The 20,173-nt window shown below is 61.1% G+C and carries 17 protein-coding genes; 2 read left to right on the top strand and 15 right to left on the bottom strand.

Going from position 1 to position 20,173, the window contains the following annotated elements; all coding sequences use genetic code 11:
* Positions 1–34 precede the first annotated feature (34 nt).
* From H8F22_RS17770 to hflK (H8F22_RS17800), 7 genes are all read right to left on the bottom strand, one after another.
* Positions 35–823, bottom strand: a complete 789-nt coding sequence (locus H8F22_RS17770) for an HvfC/BufC N-terminal domain-containing protein (RefSeq protein WP_194940507.1) — start codon at positions 821–823, stop codon at positions 35–37.
* Positions 814–1,659, bottom strand: a complete 846-nt coding sequence (gene bufB / locus H8F22_RS17775; RefSeq protein ID WP_194940508.1) for an MNIO family bufferin maturase — start codon at positions 1,657–1,659, stop codon at positions 814–816. Before bufB ends, H8F22_RS17770 begins: the two co-directional genes overlap by 10 nt.
* Positions 1,660–1,727: 68 nt before the next feature.
* Entirely contained in the window at positions 1,728–1,982 is a 255-nt protein-coding gene (gene bufA2 / locus H8F22_RS17780) for a BufA2 family periplasmic bufferin-type metallophore (protein ID WP_027926244.1), read from the bottom strand.
* 118 nt (positions 1,983–2,100) lie between these two features.
* Complete coding sequence (locus H8F22_RS17785; protein ID WP_027926243.1) at positions 2,101–4,011, bottom strand: cation-translocating P-type ATPase; 1,911 nt, start codon at positions 4,009–4,011, stop codon at positions 2,101–2,103.
* Positions 4,008–5,066: a protease modulator HflK gene (gene hflK / locus H8F22_RS17790; RefSeq protein ID WP_027926242.1), complete on the bottom strand. Its 1,059-nt coding sequence runs from the start codon at positions 5,064–5,066 to the stop codon at positions 4,008–4,010. The genes H8F22_RS17785 and hflK (H8F22_RS17790) overlap by 4 nt, the downstream gene beginning before the upstream one ends.
* Positions 5,063–6,109: a protease modulator HflC gene (hflC, locus tag H8F22_RS17795; RefSeq protein ID WP_059181912.1), complete on the bottom strand. Its 1,047-nt coding sequence runs from the start codon at positions 6,107–6,109 to the stop codon at positions 5,063–5,065. The genes hflK (H8F22_RS17790) and hflC overlap by 4 nt, the downstream gene beginning before the upstream one ends.
* The gene (hflK, locus tag H8F22_RS17800) at positions 6,106–8,064 is read right to left on the bottom strand and encodes a protease modulator HflK (RefSeq protein ID WP_194940541.1); all 1,959 of its coding nucleotides are present in this window, start codon (positions 8,062–8,064) and stop codon (positions 6,106–6,108) included. The genes hflC and hflK (H8F22_RS17800) overlap by 4 nt, the downstream gene beginning before the upstream one ends.
* A gap of 216 nt (positions 8,065–8,280) precedes the next feature.
* Here hflK (H8F22_RS17800) and lpdA point away from each other — a divergent pair, with 216 nt between their 5' ends.
* Complete coding sequence (gene lpdA, locus H8F22_RS17805; RefSeq protein WP_194940509.1) at positions 8,281–9,681, top strand: dihydrolipoyl dehydrogenase; 1,401 nt, start codon at positions 8,281–8,283, stop codon at positions 9,679–9,681.
* 120 nt (positions 9,682–9,801) lie between these two features.
* On the opposite strand, the gene H8F22_RS17810 is transcribed toward lpdA, so the two are convergent.
* On the bottom strand, positions 9,802–10,275 hold the full coding sequence (locus tag H8F22_RS17810; RefSeq protein WP_027926238.1) for an Lrp/AsnC family transcriptional regulator: 474 nt from the start codon (positions 10,273–10,275) through the stop codon (positions 9,802–9,804).
* A 145-nt stretch (positions 10,276–10,420) separates the two neighbouring features.
* Between H8F22_RS17810 and H8F22_RS17815 the strand changes: the two genes are divergently transcribed.
* On the top strand, positions 10,421–11,050 hold the full coding sequence (locus tag H8F22_RS17815; protein ID WP_194940510.1) for a LysE family translocator: 630 nt from the start codon (positions 10,421–10,423) through the stop codon (positions 11,048–11,050).
* 3 nt (positions 11,051–11,053) lie between these two features.
* Here H8F22_RS17815 and H8F22_RS17820 read toward each other — a convergent pair whose 3' ends face one another.
* From H8F22_RS17820 to H8F22_RS17850, 7 genes are all read right to left on the bottom strand, one after another.
* Complete coding sequence (locus H8F22_RS17820) at positions 11,054–13,171, bottom strand: hypothetical protein (protein ID WP_194940511.1); 2,118 nt, start codon at positions 13,169–13,171, stop codon at positions 11,054–11,056.
* The gene (locus H8F22_RS17825; RefSeq protein ID WP_194940512.1) at positions 13,158–14,354 is read right to left on the bottom strand and encodes a DUF3142 domain-containing protein; all 1,197 of its coding nucleotides are present in this window, start codon (positions 14,352–14,354) and stop codon (positions 13,158–13,160) included. The genes H8F22_RS17820 and H8F22_RS17825 overlap by 14 nt, the downstream gene beginning before the upstream one ends.
* Before the next feature lie 63 nt (positions 14,355–14,417).
* Positions 14,418–15,245: a class I SAM-dependent methyltransferase gene (locus H8F22_RS17830; protein WP_027926234.1), complete on the bottom strand. Its 828-nt coding sequence runs from the start codon at positions 15,243–15,245 to the stop codon at positions 14,418–14,420.
* A complete protein-coding gene (locus H8F22_RS17835) occupies positions 15,239–16,396 on the bottom strand; it encodes an acyltransferase family protein (RefSeq protein ID WP_059181907.1) in 1,158 nt (385 codons plus the stop codon). Before H8F22_RS17835 ends, H8F22_RS17830 begins: the two co-directional genes overlap by 7 nt.
* Positions 16,393–17,286, bottom strand: a complete 894-nt coding sequence (locus H8F22_RS17840; protein ID WP_027926232.1) for a class I SAM-dependent methyltransferase — start codon at positions 17,284–17,286, stop codon at positions 16,393–16,395. The genes H8F22_RS17835 and H8F22_RS17840 overlap by 4 nt, the downstream gene beginning before the upstream one ends.
* Positions 17,283–18,578 carry a glycosyltransferase gene (locus tag H8F22_RS17845; protein ID WP_027926231.1) on the bottom strand — a complete coding sequence of 432 codons (1,296 nt, stop codon included), beginning with the start codon at positions 18,576–18,578 and terminating at the stop codon, positions 17,283–17,285. The genes H8F22_RS17840 and H8F22_RS17845 overlap by 4 nt, the downstream gene beginning before the upstream one ends.
* Positions 18,572–20,137 (bottom strand): glycosyltransferase, encoded by a 1,566-nt coding sequence (locus tag H8F22_RS17850; protein ID WP_228758829.1) that lies wholly within the window; start codon positions 20,135–20,137, stop codon positions 18,572–18,574. The genes H8F22_RS17845 and H8F22_RS17850 overlap by 7 nt, the downstream gene beginning before the upstream one ends.
* Positions 20,138–20,173 lie beyond the last annotated feature (36 nt).

Genomic DNA, 20,173 nt, shown 5'->3' on the forward strand with positions numbered 1-20,173 from the left:
AAAATTAGCTGGCTATCGAATTAATAGCCGACTTCTATGATTTGCCACGCTGCAACCAACCATCGTGAATCCACTGCTTGAGCCATGTCACAGCTTGAAGTGGTGCGCCCTCTCCATAGATGACTGTCAATTCGGAGCACAGTTCAGCAAAATTCCATCCCTGTTCAAACAGTCCTTTTAGAGCGTTGGCCTCTTCAGGTTCCAGGCTTCGATAGTGGCAAACCAGATCATTTCGACAGATCACCACAACGCTGGGAGCGTCGAGTCCCGTACTGCCAGGGAACTGCGTTTCATCCTTGGCTGATCGCCAAAGCGCCACACTGTTGAAAGCACACTCAAGCCATTGCAGCGAAGGACTTGGGCTGACTCGCAGCGTCGGCCAGTCGTGCAGTGCCAGCTCCGCCATGTCCTGCATCGTCAACGGCGTTCCCGGTGGCGCATCGAATGCCAGCGTGAAAGCCCACTCCAGAGCGGCGAGTTCGGCCAGTGGTGCACTTTGCTCTTGCACCAAGTGCTGGCGAATAAACGCTTTGAAGCCTTCGCCGAACCAGCGAAGGCTGTAGTGAGCCGAGGGATTTTGACGGATGTACGTGGTGGCGAGCCGTTCGAACTCGTCGTCACCTAGCCAGTTAAGGACTGCGGGATAGTCGCCGCGCAGCACTTCCTGCAGCCGGGCTTGGTAAGCGTTGTGATAAATCGCCAGCCCCGTGCAGACATCCAGCGTCGGCCCACCCATCAAGCTTGAGCCCAGCGCCAAGTCAGCTACCGAAGACTCTCCCGACAGGTAACGCTCAAAGGACTGTTGCCATTCGTTCAGGCGCATTTGTGCCTCCGGGCCAGCACGCTCTCGCCCAGCTCCCGGGCTTTTTGCAGTTCAGTGAGCAGTTCTGCAAACGGCGGAAAATGGTCATCGCGCTCCAGCAGCGTAGCAACAGGACCGAGGTAATCGAGGGTTCGTTGGTAAAGCGCCCAGACCGGATCGCTGACGGGATGGTCATGGGTGTCGATGACGTAATCGCCGTAATCGCTATGGCCGGCCAGGTGGAGCTGGCGAATCCTGTTCGCCGGCAAACCTTGAATGAAGGTCCACGGATCGAAGCCATGATTGCGTGAGCTGACATAGACATTGTTGACGTCCAGCAACAGCTCGCAATCGCTCAGCTGACTCAGGGCGCGAAGAAATTCCCACTCGCTGAAATCATCGCCGGCACTGCGCACATAGCTGGAGACGTTCTCCAATACCAAGGGGCGCTGCAAAACGTCTTGCACCTGGCGCACTCGACCTGCCACGTAATACAGGCTTTCTTCGGTGTACGGTAATGGCAACAAATCATGCAACTGATGGGCGTTGCCACGGCTCCAGCACAAGTGATCGGAAATCCACGCCGGTTTGACGCGATCAGCCAGCCGTTTGAGCTGTTGCAGATAGCCCGGATCGAGAGCATGCGGCCCGCCAATGGACAGCGACACACCATGCATCACCAGCGGATAACGCTCGGCGATGGCATCAAGGTAGTAGAGGGCTTTGCCGCCCTGCACCATGAAGTTTTCGGAGACAACTTCGAACCAGTCCACGGCCGGCGACTGATCAAGAATCTGTTGGTAGTAGGCACTGCGCAAACCCAGGCCATAACCCAGACAAGGAAGGGATGCAGACATTTGCGGACTCCTCGCAAAAAAAGCCGCAGTGGCCATGGGTAGCCACTGCGGCGCCAAGCGGCGGTCGGTTATTCGCCGACCTTGCCGCCCGCTTTCATGCATTCGGCCTGAGTCATCGCCTTGAAGCCGTGCCCTTTGCAGACGCCCTGACCCTTGCAGGCGTTTTCTGCGGTTTTGCAATCGTTCATGCCTTTGCAGGAAGTCACGCCGTAGCAGTGAACCTGAGCCGCGTCGGCGGCTTGGGCCTGCGTGGCAACACCGGCAAACAAGGTTGCAGCGGCGAAGGCGAGAGCGGCACCAGCGGTAGCGGATTTGAAGTTCATTTTTGTATCCTCGGTGATCGTCAGGGTTGTCGGCTGGAACGTTGTTCAGTCCCGACACAGCACTAGAGAGCGCGGCCCCAACGGAGTTACAGAGGCATGCAAAAAAAATTCAGATCGTTCAACTCTCGTCTTTGAGCTTGAGCAAAGGCTCCTGAAAGCGCAGCAAACGCCCAGCGTTGCCCAGTACCAGCAACGTGCTCAAGTTATGCAGCAACGCCGCAATCATCGCGCCCGCCGCACCGAGCCAGCCAAACGCAGCGAAGGCCACAATCGCCAGGGTCCAGCCCAAACCGATGATCACATTGACCTGTAAGGTCTGGCGACATTGGCGACTCAGACGCACACAGGTGCCGAGCCGACGCAGATCGCTGCCGATCAATACAATGTCAGCCGAGGCCAGCGCAATGTCCGCCCCACCCGCGCCCATGGCCACACCGACGACACCGGCCTTGAGCGCCAGGGAGTCGTTGATCCCGTCCCCGACCACCATCGGCCGAAAGCCGCTGCCGATTTCCTTGAGCACGCGATTAAGCTTGTCCTCCGGCAACGCCTGCGCCTCGACATCGCTGATGCCGACATCGCGGGCCAGCGTATGCGCGACGCTCTGCCGATCCCCGGTGAGCAGCAACTGCCGACCCAGGCCCAGTTCTCGCAACTCATTCAGGGCAAATCGCGCCTCGGGTTTGACACTGTCGGCCAGTAACAGCCAGGCGAGAAATTCACCTTTAAGCGCCAGCCCGGCAATCGGACCGTCGTGCTCAGGAACCGCCGACGTGGCAATGCCCAATTGCGCGAACAACTCCGGACGACCGAGGGCGGCCTCACCCTGTTCAGTCATCGCTACCACGCCCAATCCCTGGCGCTCATGGATGTCCGACAGCAACAGGAAATGCTCCTGCGTGACCAGCCCGGCGAGCGCACGACTGACCGGATGACTGCTGGCGGATCCGAGGCTGGCGGCCAGTTTCAGAACATGACTGCGGTCTTCCAGTGGACTGTCGATCGACTGCAAGCGTAGTGTGCCGAACGTCAGCGTACCCGTCTTATCGACCACCAGCGAAGTGAGGTCCGCCAGCTCTTCAAGGAACGCCGAACTGCGAATCAGAATGCCGTGCCGCGCCGCCACCGCCACCCCGGCAATGGCCGTTGCCGGTGCCGACAACACCAGTGCACAGGGACACGCCGCAACCAGCACCGCGAGCATTGCCTGAGCGTCATTGGTGACAAACCACGTCACTGCCGCCAGCAGTAGAACCAACACCATGTAGCTGCCAGCGTAACGCTCCAACAAACGAGTAATCGGCGGCTTGGAACGCTCGGCGCTTTGCATCAGCGCGATGACTTTACCCAGGGTCGACTCGTTGCCGGTGCGGGTCACTTCAATGCGCAGCAGCCCATCGAGGTTGATCGCACCGCCGAACACCGGCATGCCCACGGCGGCTTCCATCGGCACCGATTCCCCGGTAATCGAAGCGGTATCGAGGCTCGCCTGACCGGACAACACCCGACCGTCCGCCGGTACGCGATCACCGGCCCGCACCTCGACCAGATCGCCGGCCTTGAGGGTGCTGTTGTCGACTTCGAGGATCGAACCATCCAACTGCACCTTGCGCGCATGGCTGCGGGTCAGTTTGCCAAGCGCATGAATCGCCTCCTGAGAACCGATCACGCTACGCTCTTCCAGCACGTGGCCGAAGATCATGATGATCGGCAACAACGCGGCGGTCAGTAGATCACCCGTGGCCCAGGCACCCAGCATGGCGAGTGCGATCAACTGGTCGGTGATCCCGTGCAAGCTTGGGTAACGCAGGCTGTACCACGCCGAACGCATGACCGGCACGGCCACCAACAGCGAAGCAAAGCCAAGCAGCAATTGACTGACGCCGGTCTGTTCCGGTGACAGCCAGCGCCAGATCAGACCGAGCCCGAGCAAGCCCAGTGCGAGCATGGCCAGCGTCAGTTGGCGAGCGGCGCTGCGTTGTTCGGCCGAGGACAACATGCTCGGTGCGGCGGCGGATTGCGCGGTCATTGTGCAGCTCCCTGAATGATCAGGCGGGAATCGTCTTTCGGATCAACCGTGGTCACGGAACCGGCCTGACCAAGAATTTTCGGCATCCGTTCGCGGTAAATACGCAGCAGCATTTGCGGGTCGGTGCCCTGCTGTTGAGCCGTGGCCAGACTCAGGACGGTGGCGGTGTCGGCAGACGCTTTTGCCAGTCGTTCGCTGGCTTGGGCATGGGCCACTTGCAACGTTCGATCCGCTTGTTCGTTAGCGGCCTGAGTTGCCTTCTCGGCTTCGGTACGTGCGTTCGCCACGGCTTTGTCGGCTTGTTGACTCGCGGTCAGTACCGCGTTGAAGGCGTTAACCGCAGGGCCGGGCAAACTCGATTGCACGTCGACTCGGGCGACTTCGATGCCCAAGCCCTGCCCTGTTGCCCTCAGTTCGGCCAACCGCTGATTGATGCCCTGCACCAGATCACCGCGCAGACGTTCACGGCGTTCGGCAGCCTGATTGTCGGCGCCGATCAGCTCCGGACGCGCCACCAAAATGGTGTCCAGATCTCGCGCGGCGGTCAGGGCCACGGCACTGCGGGTGACCAACCGATCCAGCGCGGGCAGCACATGTTCACCTTGCAGCACGAACGCATAGGGCTCGGTGACTTTGTAGAACACCCGCACATCGAGTTGCACCACGCCGGCATCACCCGTCAGCAAATAGCCGGACCCGGCGAGTGCATCACTGAGCGGTGTGGCGAACGTGGCCACGCGATCAGCCTGCAAGGCGACATCACTGCGCAACAGGTTTTCCACCCGGCGTTCTATGACCCGATCAGCGGCGGGCAGTAAAACCACCTGCTCAAACGGTCGCGGCCACGCCAGTAATAAACCGGCATTCTGAATGCGATCCAGCGCCCCGAAATGCAGAACCACTGCGCGATTCTGTGGATCAATCTGCCGCACATTGGAGAACGCCCAAGCCAATGCAGCCAGAACCGTTACGGCATACAGCGCCAGAAAAGCCAGGCGTCCGGCCTGAATCCAGGGACTGCTTAACTCATGTGTTCCACGTGGAACTAAACTCATGGCTGCGACCCGGACTTGTTTTCGAGGGTCTGCGGGCCGTCAACCAACACCCGGAACGGCGCGGCATCGGTGCGCAATATCAGTTTGGTGCCCGGCGAAACGATGGTGCCCAAGGTGTCGAGGGAGCGCAGCAAGTTGTAGAGCTGCGGAGATCCGGCGTACGCACGGCCGTAAATCTGTGCTGCTTCGACCCGCGATTGAGCTTCGATGTCAGCCGCCTTTACCGTTGCATCGGCCTGCACAATTCGCGCATCCCGCTCGGCAGCGGACCGGATTTGCGCAGCTTCACGCTTGCCGATTGCGGTGCGTTCGGTCGCAATTGTTTCACGCTCGGCGCGCATGCGATCAACCGTGGCAGTGAGCGTTACCGACGGCAGGGTCAAACGTTCGATGCCGACTTGCAGCACGCGCACGCCATAAGTGGTGAGCAATTGCTGATCGATCTGCTGCCGCAGTTGCGCCTCAAAGTCGGCAATGTGCACTTGATTCGCATCGGTATTAACCAGGTTTGCCAAATCAAAACTGCTGGCCGTGGTTTCCAGCGCGGAGCCGACAAACGTGCGGATCTGCCGTGCCGCTTCATCCGGCTGGTTTTGCACGGCGCGCATGAAGCGTTGCACGTTGTCCGGATCGCCCTGCACCTGCCACGCCACGTAGGCCTGAACGATGATGCGCAAACCGTCGCGGGTGCCGACATCCTGCAAACCACTGGAAGTGGTCCGTAGCCGCAAGTCGACAGGAATGGCCGCTTCAAACGGTGCCGGCCAGCGCCAGCCAAGACCCGGCTCCAGCAATACTCGCGATGGATTGCCGAAGCGCGTGATCACGGTGGCCTCCCCCGAGCGCACCTGGACCAGGCTGGCGGCAGCGATGGCAAACGCCACGAGCAACGCCGCCCAGCCCATGCGCCGCCATGGGAACGGGCCGGCTTCTTGTGGATCGCCGTGGTGGTGATGGTGGTGCCCGTGGTGATGCCCATGTCCGCCATGGCCGTGATCGTGGCCGGCGTGGTCATCGTGATCGTGTGTGTGCGACTGGCTCAATGGGTAGCTCCTGGCTGGGCGCTCGTACGCGGCGACGCAGGATCAGCCGGCAGCGTGAATGTACGGAGGTCGATGGTCGGCGCATTACTGCTGCCACCCAGACGATGATCAAGAATCAGCAGCTTGGCGTTGGCCAGGCCCTGGCTCAGTTGGCTGAGGTATTGTTCGAGCACAAAGGCTTGGCCGGCGCTGGCGTAAGCTTTCCGTTCGGCGTTGAATTTCAGGTCTGCCGCCTGGGCCGTGGCGTTGATTTCATGCGCGCTGGCGGTCGCTTGGTCGCGGGCAATGCTGGCCTGCAGTTGCGCCTGGTTGGTCGCCTCCGCAGCCGCACCGCGTTCCCGCGAGATCAAGGCTTGCGCGCCAATCTGCGCAGCCTGCACACCGTGATAGGCATTGGCGGCGCCGGCCGGTGGGTGAATCGCCTCGACCACGGTGGCGAGAATTTCCACACCGCTATTGAGTTTCCGCAAGTCAGCCTGCACTGCCCGGCCGATCTCTTCAGCGAGCCCTACCCTGTCCTCGCCGAGCAAACCGTCGAGGGTTCGCGAGGCGAAGTCATGCACCAGAATCCGGCTGGCGGTACTGCGAATCAGCGTTGGCACGTCCGCGCTGTTGTAGGTGGCCGCCAGCGCCGCTTGATCGGTCAGGCCGATGCGATAGACAAAACGCACGTCCATGTTGACGATCTGGAAGCTCTGTTTGTCGGCGCGACTGCTGGCGATGACCTGGGATTTATCGTTCACGTGGCTGGCGTCCCATAGCCGATTGGCAATCGCCGGCGCCGGGCCTTCGGCAGGCTCGGGCACGACCGGTGTCGACGCTTCGCCAACACTGGTAGCCAACTCGTGAACTACGCCATTTTCAATACTCAGCACGCGCCCCAACGGCCACGGCAAACCAGCGTGCAAGCCAGGTCCAAACACCTCCACCGGTTTGCCGAAACGCTCGTAGATGCCCCGCCCTTGCAACGGTATTTCGTGAATACCGGTAAGTGACCAGCCGACAAAGGCAATCACCGCCAGCACCGGCAAAAACGCCCGGCGCATGTAAGTGAAGGCCCAGATCTGCCGCAAGTCGATGCCAAAACGGTTGTGCAGTTCGTGTTGCAACGCAAGCAGCGGTTGCGGCGGCCAGCGCAGCATGTCGGCGACAAAACTGCGCGCCAGCAACGTCGGTTCCAGTTGTTCACGCTTCGGGCTGAACAGCGACAACACCGCACGTAGCAGCAACTCGACCGCGACCAGCCCCGGCAGCAAACCGATCAGCACCGCCAATCGCACCGGCCAGACCGAGGTTTCACTGGCGAACAACAGACACAACGCGCCGATCACCAGGCAAATGATTGCCACCCGCGTTAATTGCGCCAACGGCCCGGCTTCGGGCCATTGAGCGATGTTTTCCTGGGCCAGTTGCCGCTCGACCACCAGCAGACCAAACGCCAGCAGCAATGCCAGCGCCGCGCCGACGCTGGCCGACAACCCCAGCGCGGCGGGCGGTAATGCGAGGTTCCAGAACTGACTGATGCTGAACAACGTCAACAGCGCCCAACCGCCGAGCCAGAGCGTTGGCGCGCCGATCTGGCCAAGCATTCTCATCGAGCCCTGACTGAGTCGCTCCAGCAGCCGCTCATACCACCCTTGCGGTGCAACGGCTTCTTCGACCACGACCACGGACAGCGGCGGGTCCATCGCCTGCGTTCGCCACCGGGTCACCCACCAGGCGGATTGCAGACCGGCGACCAGCACCAGTAAAGCGGCGCTCTGACTCACCAACAACGCGCCCCACAATGACTGCGGCGCAAACAACCCGACAAACAACGCCAGCACCAGCCCGGCCGCTGCCAAAGCACTCAGGCCAATGGCGAACTGGCGCAATCGCCGCCCCTGAAAGAGCGCCTGCTGAAAGCGCGGCAGCCCTGCTACCTGCGCGCCATCGACTTCGAGATCGACTTGCATACCACCCCAGTGCTTATTCAATGCGGACATCGCGTTTCGTTACGATATAACGAAAACGGTGAAATTTTTGTACTAAATCCTGTTATCTAAAGGCGCGGAACCTGTCGCTAGGCTGAAGCCTTGACCGAAACTGCGATAAACGCTCATATTACGCTCGTAATTTTTATCAACTACTACGGTTAACCAGCCCGATCCCTTCACTTCAGGAGTACATCCATGAGCAGCTACGACGTCGTGATTCTGGGCGGTGGCCCCGGTGGTTATAACGCCGCGATCCGTGCCGGCCAGCTGGGCTTGAAAGCGGCCTGCGTCGAAGGTCGCGCGACCCTGGGCGGCACTTGCCTGAACGTCGGCTGCATGCCGTCCAAGGCGCTGTTGCACGCTTCCGAACTCTACGACGCGGCCATGGGCGCGGAATTCGCCAACCTGGGCATCGACGTCAAACCCACCCTCAACCTCGCCCAGATGATGAAACAAAAGGATGAAAGCGTTACTGGGCTGACCAAGGGCATCGAGTTTCTGTTTCGCAAAAACAAAGTCGACTGGATCAAGGGCTGGGGCCACATCGACGGGCCGGGCAAAGTCACGGTCACCGACAGTGCCGGCGGCAAGACCGAGCTGAGCGCCAAGGACATCATCATCGCCACCGGCTCCGAGCCCACTCCCCTGCCGGGCGTCGACATCGATAACCAACGCATTCTCGATTCCACCGGGGCGCTGTCGCTCGCCGAGGTGCCCAAACACCTGGTGGTGATCGGTGCCGGCGTCATTGGCCTGGAACTGGGCTCCGTGTGGCGGCGCCTGGGTGCTCAAGTCACGGTAGTCGAATTTCTCGATCGCATCTGCCCGGGGGTAGACATTGAGGCAGGCAAAACCCTGCAGCGCTCGCTGAGCAAACAGGGCATCACCTTCAAGTTGAGTTCGAAAGTCACCAGCGCCACGTCAACGGCGAGCGGTGTTCAGCTCAGCATTGAACCGGCGGCCGGCGGCACCGCCGAGTGGCTGGAGGCCGATTACGTGCTGGTGTCGATCGGGCGCCGGCCGTACACCCAAGGCCTGGGTCTGGAAAACGTCGGCCTCGTCACGGACAAGCGCGGCATGCTCGCCAACAAGGGTCACCGCACCGAAGCGCCTGGCGTGTGGGTAATCGGTGACGTCACGTCCGGGCCGATGCTCGCCCACAAGGCCGAAGACGAAGCCATGGCCTGCGTGGAACAGATTGTCGGCAAGGCCGGCGAAGTGAATTACAACCTGATTCCCAGCGTGATCTACACCAAACCGGAGCTGGCCAGCGTCGGCAAGACCGAAGAGCAGCTCAAGGCCGAAGGTCGCGCGTACAAGGTCGGTAAATTCCCGTTCACTGCCAACAGCCGAGCCAAGATCAACCACGAAACCGAAGGCTTCGCCAAAGTGCTGGCCGATGAACGCACGGACGAAATTCTCGGCGTGCATCTCGTAGGCCCGAGCGTCAGTGAAATGATTGGCGAGTATTGCGTGGCGATGGAATTCAGCGCCTCGGCCGAGGACATTGCGCTGACGTGCCATCCGCACCCGACACGGTCGGAGGCGTTGCGTCAGGCGGCGATGAATGTGGAGGGGATGGCGACGCAGATGTAAGACTGTAGGTTTTCGTTATCCGGTCTACCGCTGTCGCGAGCAGGCTCACTCCCACAGTTGATTTGTGGCGTTCACAAAACCGTGTAGGAGTGAGCCTGCTCGCGATGGGGGCGATGCGGTCTAAAGCGGAAGATGCCCCAACGGCAACGCCCCGGGCGTCTTCACCGTGTGAATCGCAAAGTTACTGCGGATATCGCTCACACCCGGCAACTTCAGCAGCCTCTCGGTGAGAAAGCGGTCATACCCACGCAAATCCGGCACCACCACCTGCAGTAAAAAATCCGATTCGCCAGACACCAGAAACGCCGAAATCACTTCCGGCAACGCCGTTACCGCCACACGGAACGCTTCGGCTTGCTCGTCGTTGTGACGCTCGACCTTGACCCCGACAAACACCGTCAGCCCTAGCCCCACTTCATCGCGATCCAGATTCGCCTGATAACCGCGAATCACCCCGGCCTCTTCCAGCATCCGCACTCGACGCAAACAGGGCGAGGCAGACAAACCGATTTCGTCAGCCAATTGCACATTGCTCAGTCGACCGTCCCGTTGCAGGGCCGCGAGGATCTTGCGGTCGTAGGCGTCCAGTTTCATGGTTTGGCAGATCCTGATGGTTTGATCCTATATAAGCAGCAGGTTATGCCAATTTTCCATGCTTTAGAAGCTGACTTCGCAACCACCTGCCCTGCCCTTGCGTCCTAGACTGGCCCTACCGAATCGACAACGAAAGGGGCGCAACATGGCAGGACTCTGGCTGTTTTTCATGGCATTGGCGGTGGTGTATTTGTTGCCTGGGCCGGACATGATCCTGCTGTTGCAAACCGGCGCCCGTCAGGGAAAAGGAGCGGCATTGGCGACGGCGGTGGGCTTGGGGATTGCCCGTGGCTGCCATGTGGCGTTGGCCGCGTTGGGGTTGGCGGCATTGTTCAAAGCGGCGCCCTGGACGTTCGATGTGGTACGTCTGGCCGGGGCCGCGTATCTGCTGTGGATGGGTATTCAATGTCTGCGGACGACGATGCTGCCGAACCTGAACGGCACCGAAACGACGGCAGTAAAACCGCGCTGGTCGGCGTCGATTCAGCGCGGCCTGCTCACCAATTTGCTCAACCCCAAGGCGTTGCTGTTCTGTTCGGTGCTGCTGCCACAGTTCATCGATCCACACACCGGTTCAGTCCTCAGGCAATTCGCGATCCTGGGCATGGTGCTGGTCAGTGTCGGCTTCCTCTTCGACAGCGCCTACGCATTGGTCGGCGCGGCACTGGGCCGTTGGCTGCAACGCAGTCCTTCGGCCCAGCGACTCCAGCAATGGCTGTTTGGCAGCCTGTTGATCGGTTTCGCAGTGCGGCTGACCTTTGTGCAACAAGCGTAAGCCTTACCGCGTCCGACGACGGCGACGGTTGATCAACAGCAATGCCACCGCCGTCACGCCGACGACACCGCCGATCTGCAGCGGCCACTTGTAGGGCCGCAGTATGGAACGCGTTGCGTCAGTGGCCTGGGTTACATATCGCTTGCTGGCGTTTTCGAAGTCGGGATAAGGGCACTGGTGACCAAAATCCACCGCCCAATCCACATAAGGTCCTTCTTTTACATAGCGCTGGTACAGCGCACTTTGCTCTTCAAGGCTGCTGTTCCAGCCCGCCGCCGCGCACAGCACCGCCGCAAACGCCTGGCTGGTGTGCGGCAAGTTATCAGCGGCGCGACGGGCCAATGCCGTGGCCACGAACCGATAGTGATAGCGCTCGTCAGGTTTGGCGGCACTGGCTTGCTGGCGCCGGACTTCACCTTCAGCCACTAACGGTCCGACCTTCAGCTCAGTGTTTTCGAGGCTGTAATTGCCGCCAAACGTGGCGTAGTCCGGGGCCATCTCGTAACCGAGAATGTCCATGCCCCACTCGCGCGCCGTCCAGGCGGCATTGAACAGGGCGGCGGCGCGTTTGGTCGGCCACCATGCTGCATCAGCCAATTGACGCTGTTGCGCATACAACCGGGCTTTCTTCTGCAGATCAGGATTGTCGAAGTACACCAGCGTTTCGTCGTAACGCTCTTCGCGCAACAACCGACGGCCGAGCAGATTTCGCAGTTTCGCCGCCACCGGCAGTGGCACGTAGTTGTCACGGTCCTGCTGGGTCAACGGCGGTGGCTTGGGCACCTGAGTGTCGACGTAATGCTTGAGTTCATCGACGGTCAGCACCCGTTCGGCCACCGTCGCGGCATCGAACCAGTAGAGGCTTTGGCTGCGATACAACTGATCGAACGCTTGCAGATAATCCCCGCGTTGCAGCGCCAGAATTGCGCTTTCGCCTTCGACCCGACACTTGGGCTGAAGCGTTTCGTAATCGTAGTCCGGCGTGCGACGCTCACCCCACGATTCATTCTGCGGGAACGCTTGAGCCGCCTTCGCATACGCCGCAGCCGCCGCGGTTTTATCGCCATCGCGCAACGCCAGTTTCGCCCGCAACCACCACGCCAGGCCGCCGTCACCGGCGTGTTCCAGGAAGGCCTTGGCGCTCGCGTAATCGCCTTGTTGATAATTCATCGCGGCCAGTCGATCCGCGTTATCCAGGCTGCCGCGGGTGCTGCTTTGCAGCAGTTTGATCAGTTTCAATTCGTTGGGTGGTTGATCACCAAATGACCAGCCCAGGCGGCTGATCAACGACGCGGTGACCAGTTGTTGTACCGGTTTACCTTTGAGCAACGCGGTCAATTGATCGTCAGGCATCGCCAGCAGATCGGCCATCAGCAGCTTCAATGAGGTGTAACCCACCGCCGAGCCGTGCAGGTTTTGCGTGGCGTAGAGTTCGATGGCGCTGTCCCAGTCGCCAGCGGTACGGGCCACCCGAGCTTCTTCGCCGAGGCTGGCGACACCCAGTTCCAGCGGATCGCTGAAGCCATCGATACTCAGCTGACGGGTTTGCTCGAACGCCTTGCGCGACTGCGCCAGCCGATCGGGTGATGCGTCCACCTCGGCGCTCATGGCAAACAGCGTCCGGCCCAGCGAATACGCGGCCCAGGTGCTGCGCAAGGCGCGTTGATCGGCCGGCAGCGCCAGCACTTTTTCGAAGTATTCGGCAGCCAAACGATGATCGCCCGCACTGAATGCCGCAGCGCCCGCCAGATACAGCTTGAGCTCGGCCGGCAGGCTCGCACCTTGTTCTTCGACCTGATGCGCCTGCGGCAGGCTGCGCAATTGTTTCACCAGCGCTTGCTGTTCCGCCGTCAGCCCGGTCTGCTCAGCGGTGTCCCGCTGCGCTGCGTAATCCGTCGCCTCCATACTGTAGGGCGACTGCGCGACATTCTTGAGCCCCGCGATCGCATGCCCGAGTCGATTGACTTCAAACTGGAAGTTGCCTTCCGGCAGCTCCGCCAATGACTGGCTGCGGTTATCCAGCAGGCGCATCGGGAAGTCCGGCCCGCAGGCCAGCGCCGAACCCAGCGGCAGGCTAAGGCTCAGGCAGAGCAGATGGCGGGGCCAGTTACGGGGAAACATTCGAACCTCCTTGATCAATTTTTGTGCAGCGTGCCCAACCGATTGCACGCTGCCCACCGGCGGCTATTCGGCCGTCGCTAAGGCGGGTGAAGGTAAGCAGATCGGGGCTTTGTTGCAACGCGTAACCGGCCAGCGCATCGGCGCCGTCACAACCCTGCGCGGCCAGGGTCACGCGTTCGGGCCACGGGCTGTCGAGGTTGCCCTGGTTGCTGACGCTGATGTCATAGAGGCCGTCTTGCGCACTAAGTTTCACACTCAAGCGGCTGTCGAGTGCGTCACCGCGTGCCACCGCAGCCAGGGTTGTCAAACTCCAGGCCCGACGGTCGCCCGCCAGCGGCAGGCGAAACCAGATCAGGCCGGCCAGATGAGCCGGCGGATCGGCGCGTAAATCCATGGCGAGTGTGCGCAGTTGCAATGGATCAGCCAGCAGTTCACGGCGTTCGCCGCCGCGTCCCACCGGCACTTCGCTTTCCACCACCGGCGCACCACTGGCGCCGGACAATAAGGCCACGCCGTAGGCCGGGAGTGCCAGATAGAAAGGCTTCGTCGTGACGCGCCCCCAGCCCTTGGCCCACTTTCGTGCCTGATCCGGGTCGAACAACCCGCGCCGAGGATCGCTCACCGCGTGCACCTGCAACACGCTGCTGTCGACGGTCGATAACAGCGCCGGCAGTTCGGGGCTGTCCAGCCAGGCCGGCAGCGCCGTGATGCTCAGCGGTAATGTGGTCGGTAAAGCCGCGCGCAGGTGCGTTAGAAATGCTCGATAGGCTGCTAGCCGGGCATTCCCCGCATCATGGTCAATTTCCACACCAGACAGCGTCAGCCCCTGGCCTTGCCAGTCGCTGAGCAGCTGTTGGATTTGCGCAGTGACCTCATCCTGGTCCAACGACTGGAGCTGACCATCTAGGCGAATCACCGCGATCAGCGGCCGATCATCGCGTTTAAGCAACGCCGCATCGACCCGTGCACGACGCCAGCCGTCCTTGGGAAACGCCTGTAAGGCCAACACCCGTAACGTCGAAAAGTCCCCCCGACTGTCGCGCAGGGCCGCGTCATGGGCGGGCGTCCATTGCCGTTGCCAGACGTAGAGTTGTTGATCGAGCGGCGGCACGTCGTGTTGCTCGCAGCCGTTGAGCAGCATCAGCACCGTCAGCCAGACGATCAAACGCGGGGAAAACACCATTGAAACCCTTGAGCCAAAACCGACCTTTGTAGCAGCTGCCGTAGGCTGCGGCTACCTGGGCGTCTACACCATCGGCTTGCGGGCGATGATCACCTGACTTTTCGCCACGACCGCGTCCAGCGCCTGTTTGATCTGTGCGCCGCGAGGGGACGCCAGCACCGCTTGCCAAGTGTCGGCCCAGTGGTTGAGCAACGGGTGGTCGGCATTGCTGAAGTCGACCTTGGCTTCCCAAAACAGCAACATCCACATCGACCAGTAAAACCCGTACTGGCTGTGGCTGAGCACTTCCAGGCCGGCATCGCTGACCATCGCCTTGAACTGCTCTTCGCTGATGATGCGAATGTGGTTGGGCTTCTGGAAATACTCCGGCGCGGCGATGTCCTTTTGCAGGTCTTCGGAGCTCGGGTGCGGAACGCTGAGCAAATACAGCGCCCCCGGCTTGCCGACCCGCACCAGTTCGGCGAGGAACTGCGCAGGATCGTCCACATGCTCGATGACTTCGGTGGACACCACACGGGTAGCGGTGGCGTCGGCAATCGGCAGCGGATTGCAGTCGGTGACATGACATTCAACATCGCGCGCCGGGGTATCGCCGAGGCGCTGGCGGGTGGCTTCGACCTTGGCCGCGTCGATGTCGGCGATGATGATCTTCGCCCCGCGCATGCCGCAGAAATGCACGTTGCCGCCGTCACCACAGCCCACGTCCAGCAGCGTGTCTTCGGCGCTCACCGGGAACCCGGTGAACAGCTCGCCGGTTTGCTGATTGAACCAGCCACTGAGCATCGCATCGTGCAGGCCGAGCATGTACGGGTCGACTTTCTCGACCTTGTCTGCCGCAGGCGTCGCGGGAGCGGGCGTGCCCGCCGTGAGTTTCTTCAAAAGGCTCAGCATGAGGTAGCTCCAGAGGATGGGACGGCTGTTCGGGACGTGCTCAGGCGTTTGACCAGCGAGGCGCCGCGGTTGCGCATGGGCATTTCGATGTAGCGGTAGTTGAGTTCACTCAGCAGCACGATCAGGCCGCCGGCCATCAGCAACGTCAGGACCGGATGGCCCGCCGGGCTGGGCAGCCCGGCAGCCTGTAAGCGGAACGTGAATTCACGCACCAGCAAGTAGGCCGGGATGTGGATCAGGTAAATCCCGTAAGACCGGCTGCCGACCCACGTCATGACATTTTTCAGCAGGCCTCGAGGCAGCAGATAATCACGGTTGTAAGACGCGACCCAAACCAGCACCGCGCACAACACGGCAATCACGCCGATGCGGTATTGGGTAAAGGTAAAGCGATCAGTCGCCATGAAACTGAGCGCCAGCGACAGCACGATCAACGCCAATACGCCAGCCCAGGGGCGACGCAGAAACGTCGGTTCCCAGCGCCGGTACGAAGGCTGCGCACTCCACATCGCCAACAACACGCCGAGGGCCAGCGCATCGGTGCGAACCACCATCAGGATCGGTGTGCGCAACGTGAAAATCTGCACCGCGACCAACGCCAGCAACGCCCAGACCAGATGCTTGCGGCAGACCAGGATCAGCAGCGGAAACAGCAGGTAGAACTGCTCTTCCAGCGACAGGCTCCAGTACACAAAACTGGTGCCGTATTCGTAGTGATAGAAGCTGTCGGCGAAGCGGAAGTTGGCGTATTGCGCCACACCGGCCAGCGTCGCCTGCACGTTGGCGTGCAGCGTACCGAACGCACCGGAGCGGTTGAGAAAGAGGCACGCCAGCAACATCAGCGCCAGCCACAACCAGGCCGACGGCAACAATCGAAAGGCTCGGCGCAGCCAGAAATTACGCGTCTGCTGCCAGTACTCCTGACGGGTGCTGCACCCTTGCAACGCCGGGATCAAACTGCGCGCGATGACAAATCCCGAGATCGCGAAAAACAGATCGACGCCCCACCACGGCTGACCGAACGCGGTAATGGTTTGCAGCAACGGCACCGAGGCTGCAAAGAGGCTGTCTTGCAGGTGATGAAACAGCACGCCAAGTACCGCGATACCGCGCAACAACTCGATGTCCATGATCCGTTTGTCATTACTCATGCCGTCCTCCTGGACGCTGCATCGGCATTCACCGGTTTGCGCGCAATGATCACCTGGCTCTTGGGCATGAACTGATCAAGCATCTGCTTGATCGCCAAGCCGTCGGGTTGCGCCAGCAAGTCTTGCCAGGTTTTCGCCCAGCTTTCCATCAGCGGCGGGTACGGCGCCTGAATGCGGTCACGCACCGCGCCGCCCAGATCCCGACCGGCAGCCCGCTCGCTGGCCCAGAAGAAGATCATGCCCATCACCCAGAAAAACCCGGTGGCCTGACGATGCTCGATCACCAGCCCCGCGTCCTCCACCAGTGCGGCAAAGCGTTCCGGGGTAAAAATGTGTACGTGATTGGGCGATTGGAAGTAATTCGCCGGGGCGATGCCCTTTTGCAAATGTTCGCCCACCGGTGCCGGAACGCTGAGCAGGTACAACGCACCAGGTCGGCCCATGCGCACCAACTCGGCCATGAACGGCTCCGGTTGATCGATATGCTCCAGCACTTCCATGCACACCACTTTGCTCGCGCAACCGTCCGCCAGCGGCAATGGCAGGCTGTTGCTGACCAGACCGAGATTGGCTTTATCCGATTGCGTCTCCACTTGCCGGGCCAGGTCGCGGACCTTGTCATGTTCGCTGTCGGTGAAGATCACCGACGCGCCTTGGCGCACCGCAAACAAGGTGGCGACCCCTTCGCCACAGCCGACGTCCAGCAAGGTGTCGTCGGCGGTAATGGCAAACCCCTTGAGCAGTTCGCCACTGTCACCTGAAAACCAGCCGTCATGCATCGCATCATGCAAACCGACTTCTCTTGGCGACACACGGGTGGGCTCAACCAGCAACGGCGCGGGTTCTGGCTTCGCTTCAGGAAAGAAACGTCTGACCAATGCGCGGATCATGCCTCGGGGGTTTCCACGGCGCGGGTTTCGAACAGCCGGGCAAAAAAGGCCTTCAGGCGCTGCTCGGCAGTGGCCTGGCTGCAGAATGCCTTGAGGCTGGCCACGGCGTGCGCGGACATCTGCGCATAACGTTCAGGGTCGTTCCTGGCGACGTCGTAGCTTGTCCGGTATGCGCGGCACAACGACGACCAGTTGGTGACGTATCGCAATGTCCGGAACGCCCGGCGCGGATCATGCGGCCAGGCGGTCAGTTCGTCCGTGGACTCGATGAGGAACGCATTGTCGACATCCAGGTAATCGATCATCGCCGTGGTCCGTGGCGCCACCGCCGGTTTTCCACAGGACATGAACTCCATCAGCGGCAGGCACTGGCCCTCGCCGTAGGACGTGTTGACTGCGTAACTGGTCGCCTGCACCAGACGCTCATAATCCGCATCCGCGAGGTAGCCATAAATCAGCACGATGCGGCAGCGATAGGACTGGTTTTTGTACAGGTGGTGAAGGATGTCGGTCAGCGCGGCTTCGGCATCGTGGTGGGTCAGTTTGAGCACCAGTGTCGCGTCATCCACTTCGCGGAACGTCACGCAAAAAGCACTGAGCATGTCTTCCCAGTTCTTGCGCCCGTCGCCGGGGTTGAACACCGAGGTGTAGATCACGCCGTCCAGAACCAACTCGTGTTCACGTGGCGGGGCCTCGAAGTCGATGCCTACGCCTTCGCGCGATGACGCAGGCCCGAAGGCTCGCAAGTCGAGTTCGCGGCTGTCGGCCAGCAGCCCTTTGATCTTCAATCGCACCTGGCTGGCCAAGGGCTGACGCTGCAATTGCGCGCCGCGCTCGGCAAACCGGTCCCACACCGGAGCCGGCACCGCGACGATCGGATAGTCGGCGCCCATCGCCTCGCGCGCTGCCGTCACGGTGTAGCTGGAATGCGTAATCGCCGCACCTGCTGCCCGCAACACCGTGCGCCAGTCATTGAGCGGGTCACCGGCAAAGGGCTCGTTGGGGATGGTGCTGAACTCCCACGCGAACACCGGCAGCGTCGGGCAAGCAAGATTGACCGGCGTGCGATGAGGGGGCGAAAACGACAGAAACACGCAGTCTTCGCCTCGGGACAGACACTCCCGGTACAAGGCATCAACTTCAGTCTGCGGGTCGCGGACTTCCACCACGCGCCCCAGCCTTTCCAGCACGGGCCGGTACTCCTTGAGCACGAAGTAGTAGCTGTATTCCGAACGGCCCAGGTTCTGGGCGATGGTGTGCTGGTTGGTTTCCGAATGAATGATGATCAGCATGCGGCGTTATCCGTTGCGGTCGCTGCCGGCGAGCCCTGTGGCGCAAGCCCGAAAAAATCCGCCAGGCGCTTTTGCACCGGGGCGAAAGCGCAATAGTCGTGCATACGCTCGACGGCGGCTTGGGACATGCGCCGATAGTCCTGCGGTTGCGCCTTGGCCATCCGGTAGCTGTTTTCGTAGGCTGTTTTAAGCGAACCCCAGTCCGGTCGATAGCGCAGGGTGCGGTAGATGATCCGGGTGTCCTGCGGCCAGATGGTCAGTTCTTCGCTGGACTTGACCACAAAGGCCACGCGCTCATCGATGTAATCTTCCATGGCCGTGTGATCCGGGGCGATCACCGGTTTGCCGCTGGCCATGAATTCCATCAGCGGCAGGCACAGCCCTTCGCAGCGCGAGGCATTGACGTAGAAACTGGCCGCTGCGTAAAGCCGGGCGTATTGCGGATCGTCCAGGTAACCGTGCATCACCACCACCCGACAGGCGAATGGCGAGAGTTGCGCGAGCAAGGTCATCAGCTCGTCGTAGTAAGACGACAGGTCGCTTTGGGTAATCTTCAGCACCAGCGTGGCGTCAGACGTTTCACGAAAGGCCCAGCAGAATGCGGTGATCAAGTGATGCCAGTTCTTGCGCCCGTCACGCGGGTTGAACACGGTGACGTAGATCACGCCATCGACCCGGGTTTCTACCAAAGAGGTGGTGTCTGGCCAATTGCGCGGTTCAGGTTCTGGCACAGCAATTGTCAGCGGGCCGGCGATGGCTGGCAGGTATTCGGCCACTCGAGCATGCGCTGCATCGGAGAGCAAATCGCGGATGCCTTCCCAGTACCACTGGCTGAGATAGTGCGTGCGAGGCAATGGAACCGGCAGCGTTTTGCCCATGTCCCGGCGCCACATGTGCAGGTAATGCCGGGCAATGACCAAGCGGCGTTTCAGTGTCAGTGGCGGCGGCTTCAACGCTTCCAGCGCCGCGAGTTCCTCGGCCGTGGGCGGCGCCGGAATCAGCGCATCGGCGCTGAGCCCGAGGGTATGCGAATCGAATATGCAGCCCTTGATGTCCAGCGTCGAACCGGCGTTCACCGGGACGCTGGTGTGCTGGCTGCGAATGGCCGCAAAGTTTTCCCACAACGGCGTCGGCAACACCAGCACCGGGAAGTCCTCACCCATGGACCGACGAATCGCCCGGGCGGTATGAGTGGATAGCGTGATCACCCGGCCCTGACGCGCGAGCATTTGCGTCCAGTCCTGACGCGGGTCGTTGTCCCACTGCTCATCGGGAATCGAATCAAACTCCCAGGCCACCACGCAAATCGTCGGGCACTCAAGGTCGTTCGGGGTTTTCTGTGGCGGCGTAAAAGACAGGAACAGACTGTCCTCGCCAGCGGCCAGCAGTTGTTTGTAGAGGGGATCGACCTCGGCGGTGGAGGACACCACGTGCACGCGCCCAAGGCTTTCGAGCACCGGGCGATACGCCTTGAGCACGAAGTAGTAGCTGTATTCGGGACGACCGAGGCTCTGACTGATCGAGCTGTCGTTGACGTCCGAGTAAAGAATGAAATTCATGGCATCCCACGATGAAACCGCCATCCCGGCAGCCCC

Source organism: Pseudomonas mucoides, from assembly GCF_015461845.1.
GTDB lineage: Bacteria > Pseudomonadota > Gammaproteobacteria > Pseudomonadales > Pseudomonadaceae > Aquipseudomonas > Aquipseudomonas mucoides.

Excerpts from the sequence above, each read along its gene's own strand:
- H8F22_RS17770 (WP_194940507.1), bottom strand. The coding sequence starts at position 823 with ATGCGCCTGAACGAATGGCAACAGTCCTTTGAGCGTTACCTGTCGGGA.
- bufB (WP_194940508.1), bottom strand. The coding sequence starts at position 1,659 with ATGTCTGCATCCCTTCCTTGTCTGGGTTATGGCCTGGGTTTGCGCAGT.
- bufA2 (WP_027926244.1), bottom strand. The coding sequence starts at position 1,982 with ATGAACTTCAAATCCGCTACCGCTGGTGCCGCTCTCGCCTTCGCCGCT.
- H8F22_RS17785 (WP_027926243.1), bottom strand. The coding sequence starts at position 4,011 with ATGACCGCGCAATCCGCCGCCGCACCGAGCATGTTGTCCTCGGCCGAA.
- hflK (WP_027926242.1), bottom strand. The coding sequence starts at position 5,066 with ATGAGTTTAGTTCCACGTGGAACACATGAGTTAAGCAGTCCCTGGATT.
- hflK (WP_194940541.1), bottom strand. The coding sequence starts at position 8,064 with ATGCAAGTCGATCTCGAAGTCGATGGCGCGCAGGTAGCAGGGCTGCCG.
- lpdA (WP_194940509.1), top strand. The coding sequence starts at position 8,281 with ATGAGCAGCTACGACGTCGTGATTCTGGGCGGTGGCCCCGGTGGTTAT.
- H8F22_RS17810 (WP_027926238.1), bottom strand. The coding sequence starts at position 10,275 with ATGAAACTGGACGCCTACGACCGCAAGATCCTCGCGGCCCTGCAACGG.
- H8F22_RS17815 (WP_194940510.1), top strand. The coding sequence starts at position 10,421 with ATGGCAGGACTCTGGCTGTTTTTCATGGCATTGGCGGTGGTGTATTTG.
- H8F22_RS17820 (WP_194940511.1), bottom strand. The coding sequence starts at position 13,171 with ATGTTTCCCCGTAACTGGCCCCGCCATCTGCTCTGCCTGAGCCTTAGC.
- H8F22_RS17825 (WP_194940512.1), bottom strand. The coding sequence starts at position 14,354 with ATGGTGTTTTCCCCGCGTTTGATCGTCTGGCTGACGGTGCTGATGCTG.
- H8F22_RS17830 (WP_027926234.1), bottom strand. The coding sequence starts at position 15,245 with ATGCTGAGCCTTTTGAAGAAACTCACGGCGGGCACGCCCGCTCCCGCG.
- H8F22_RS17835 (WP_059181907.1), bottom strand. The coding sequence starts at position 16,396 with ATGAGTAATGACAAACGGATCATGGACATCGAGTTGTTGCGCGGTATC.
- H8F22_RS17840 (WP_027926232.1), bottom strand. The coding sequence starts at position 17,286 with ATGATCCGCGCATTGGTCAGACGTTTCTTTCCTGAAGCGAAGCCAGAA.
- H8F22_RS17845 (WP_027926231.1), bottom strand. The coding sequence starts at position 18,578 with ATGCTGATCATCATTCATTCGGAAACCAACCAGCACACCATCGCCCAG.
- H8F22_RS17850 (WP_228758829.1), bottom strand. The coding sequence starts at position 20,137 with ATGAATTTCATTCTTTACTCGGACGTCAACGACAGCTCGATCAGTCAG.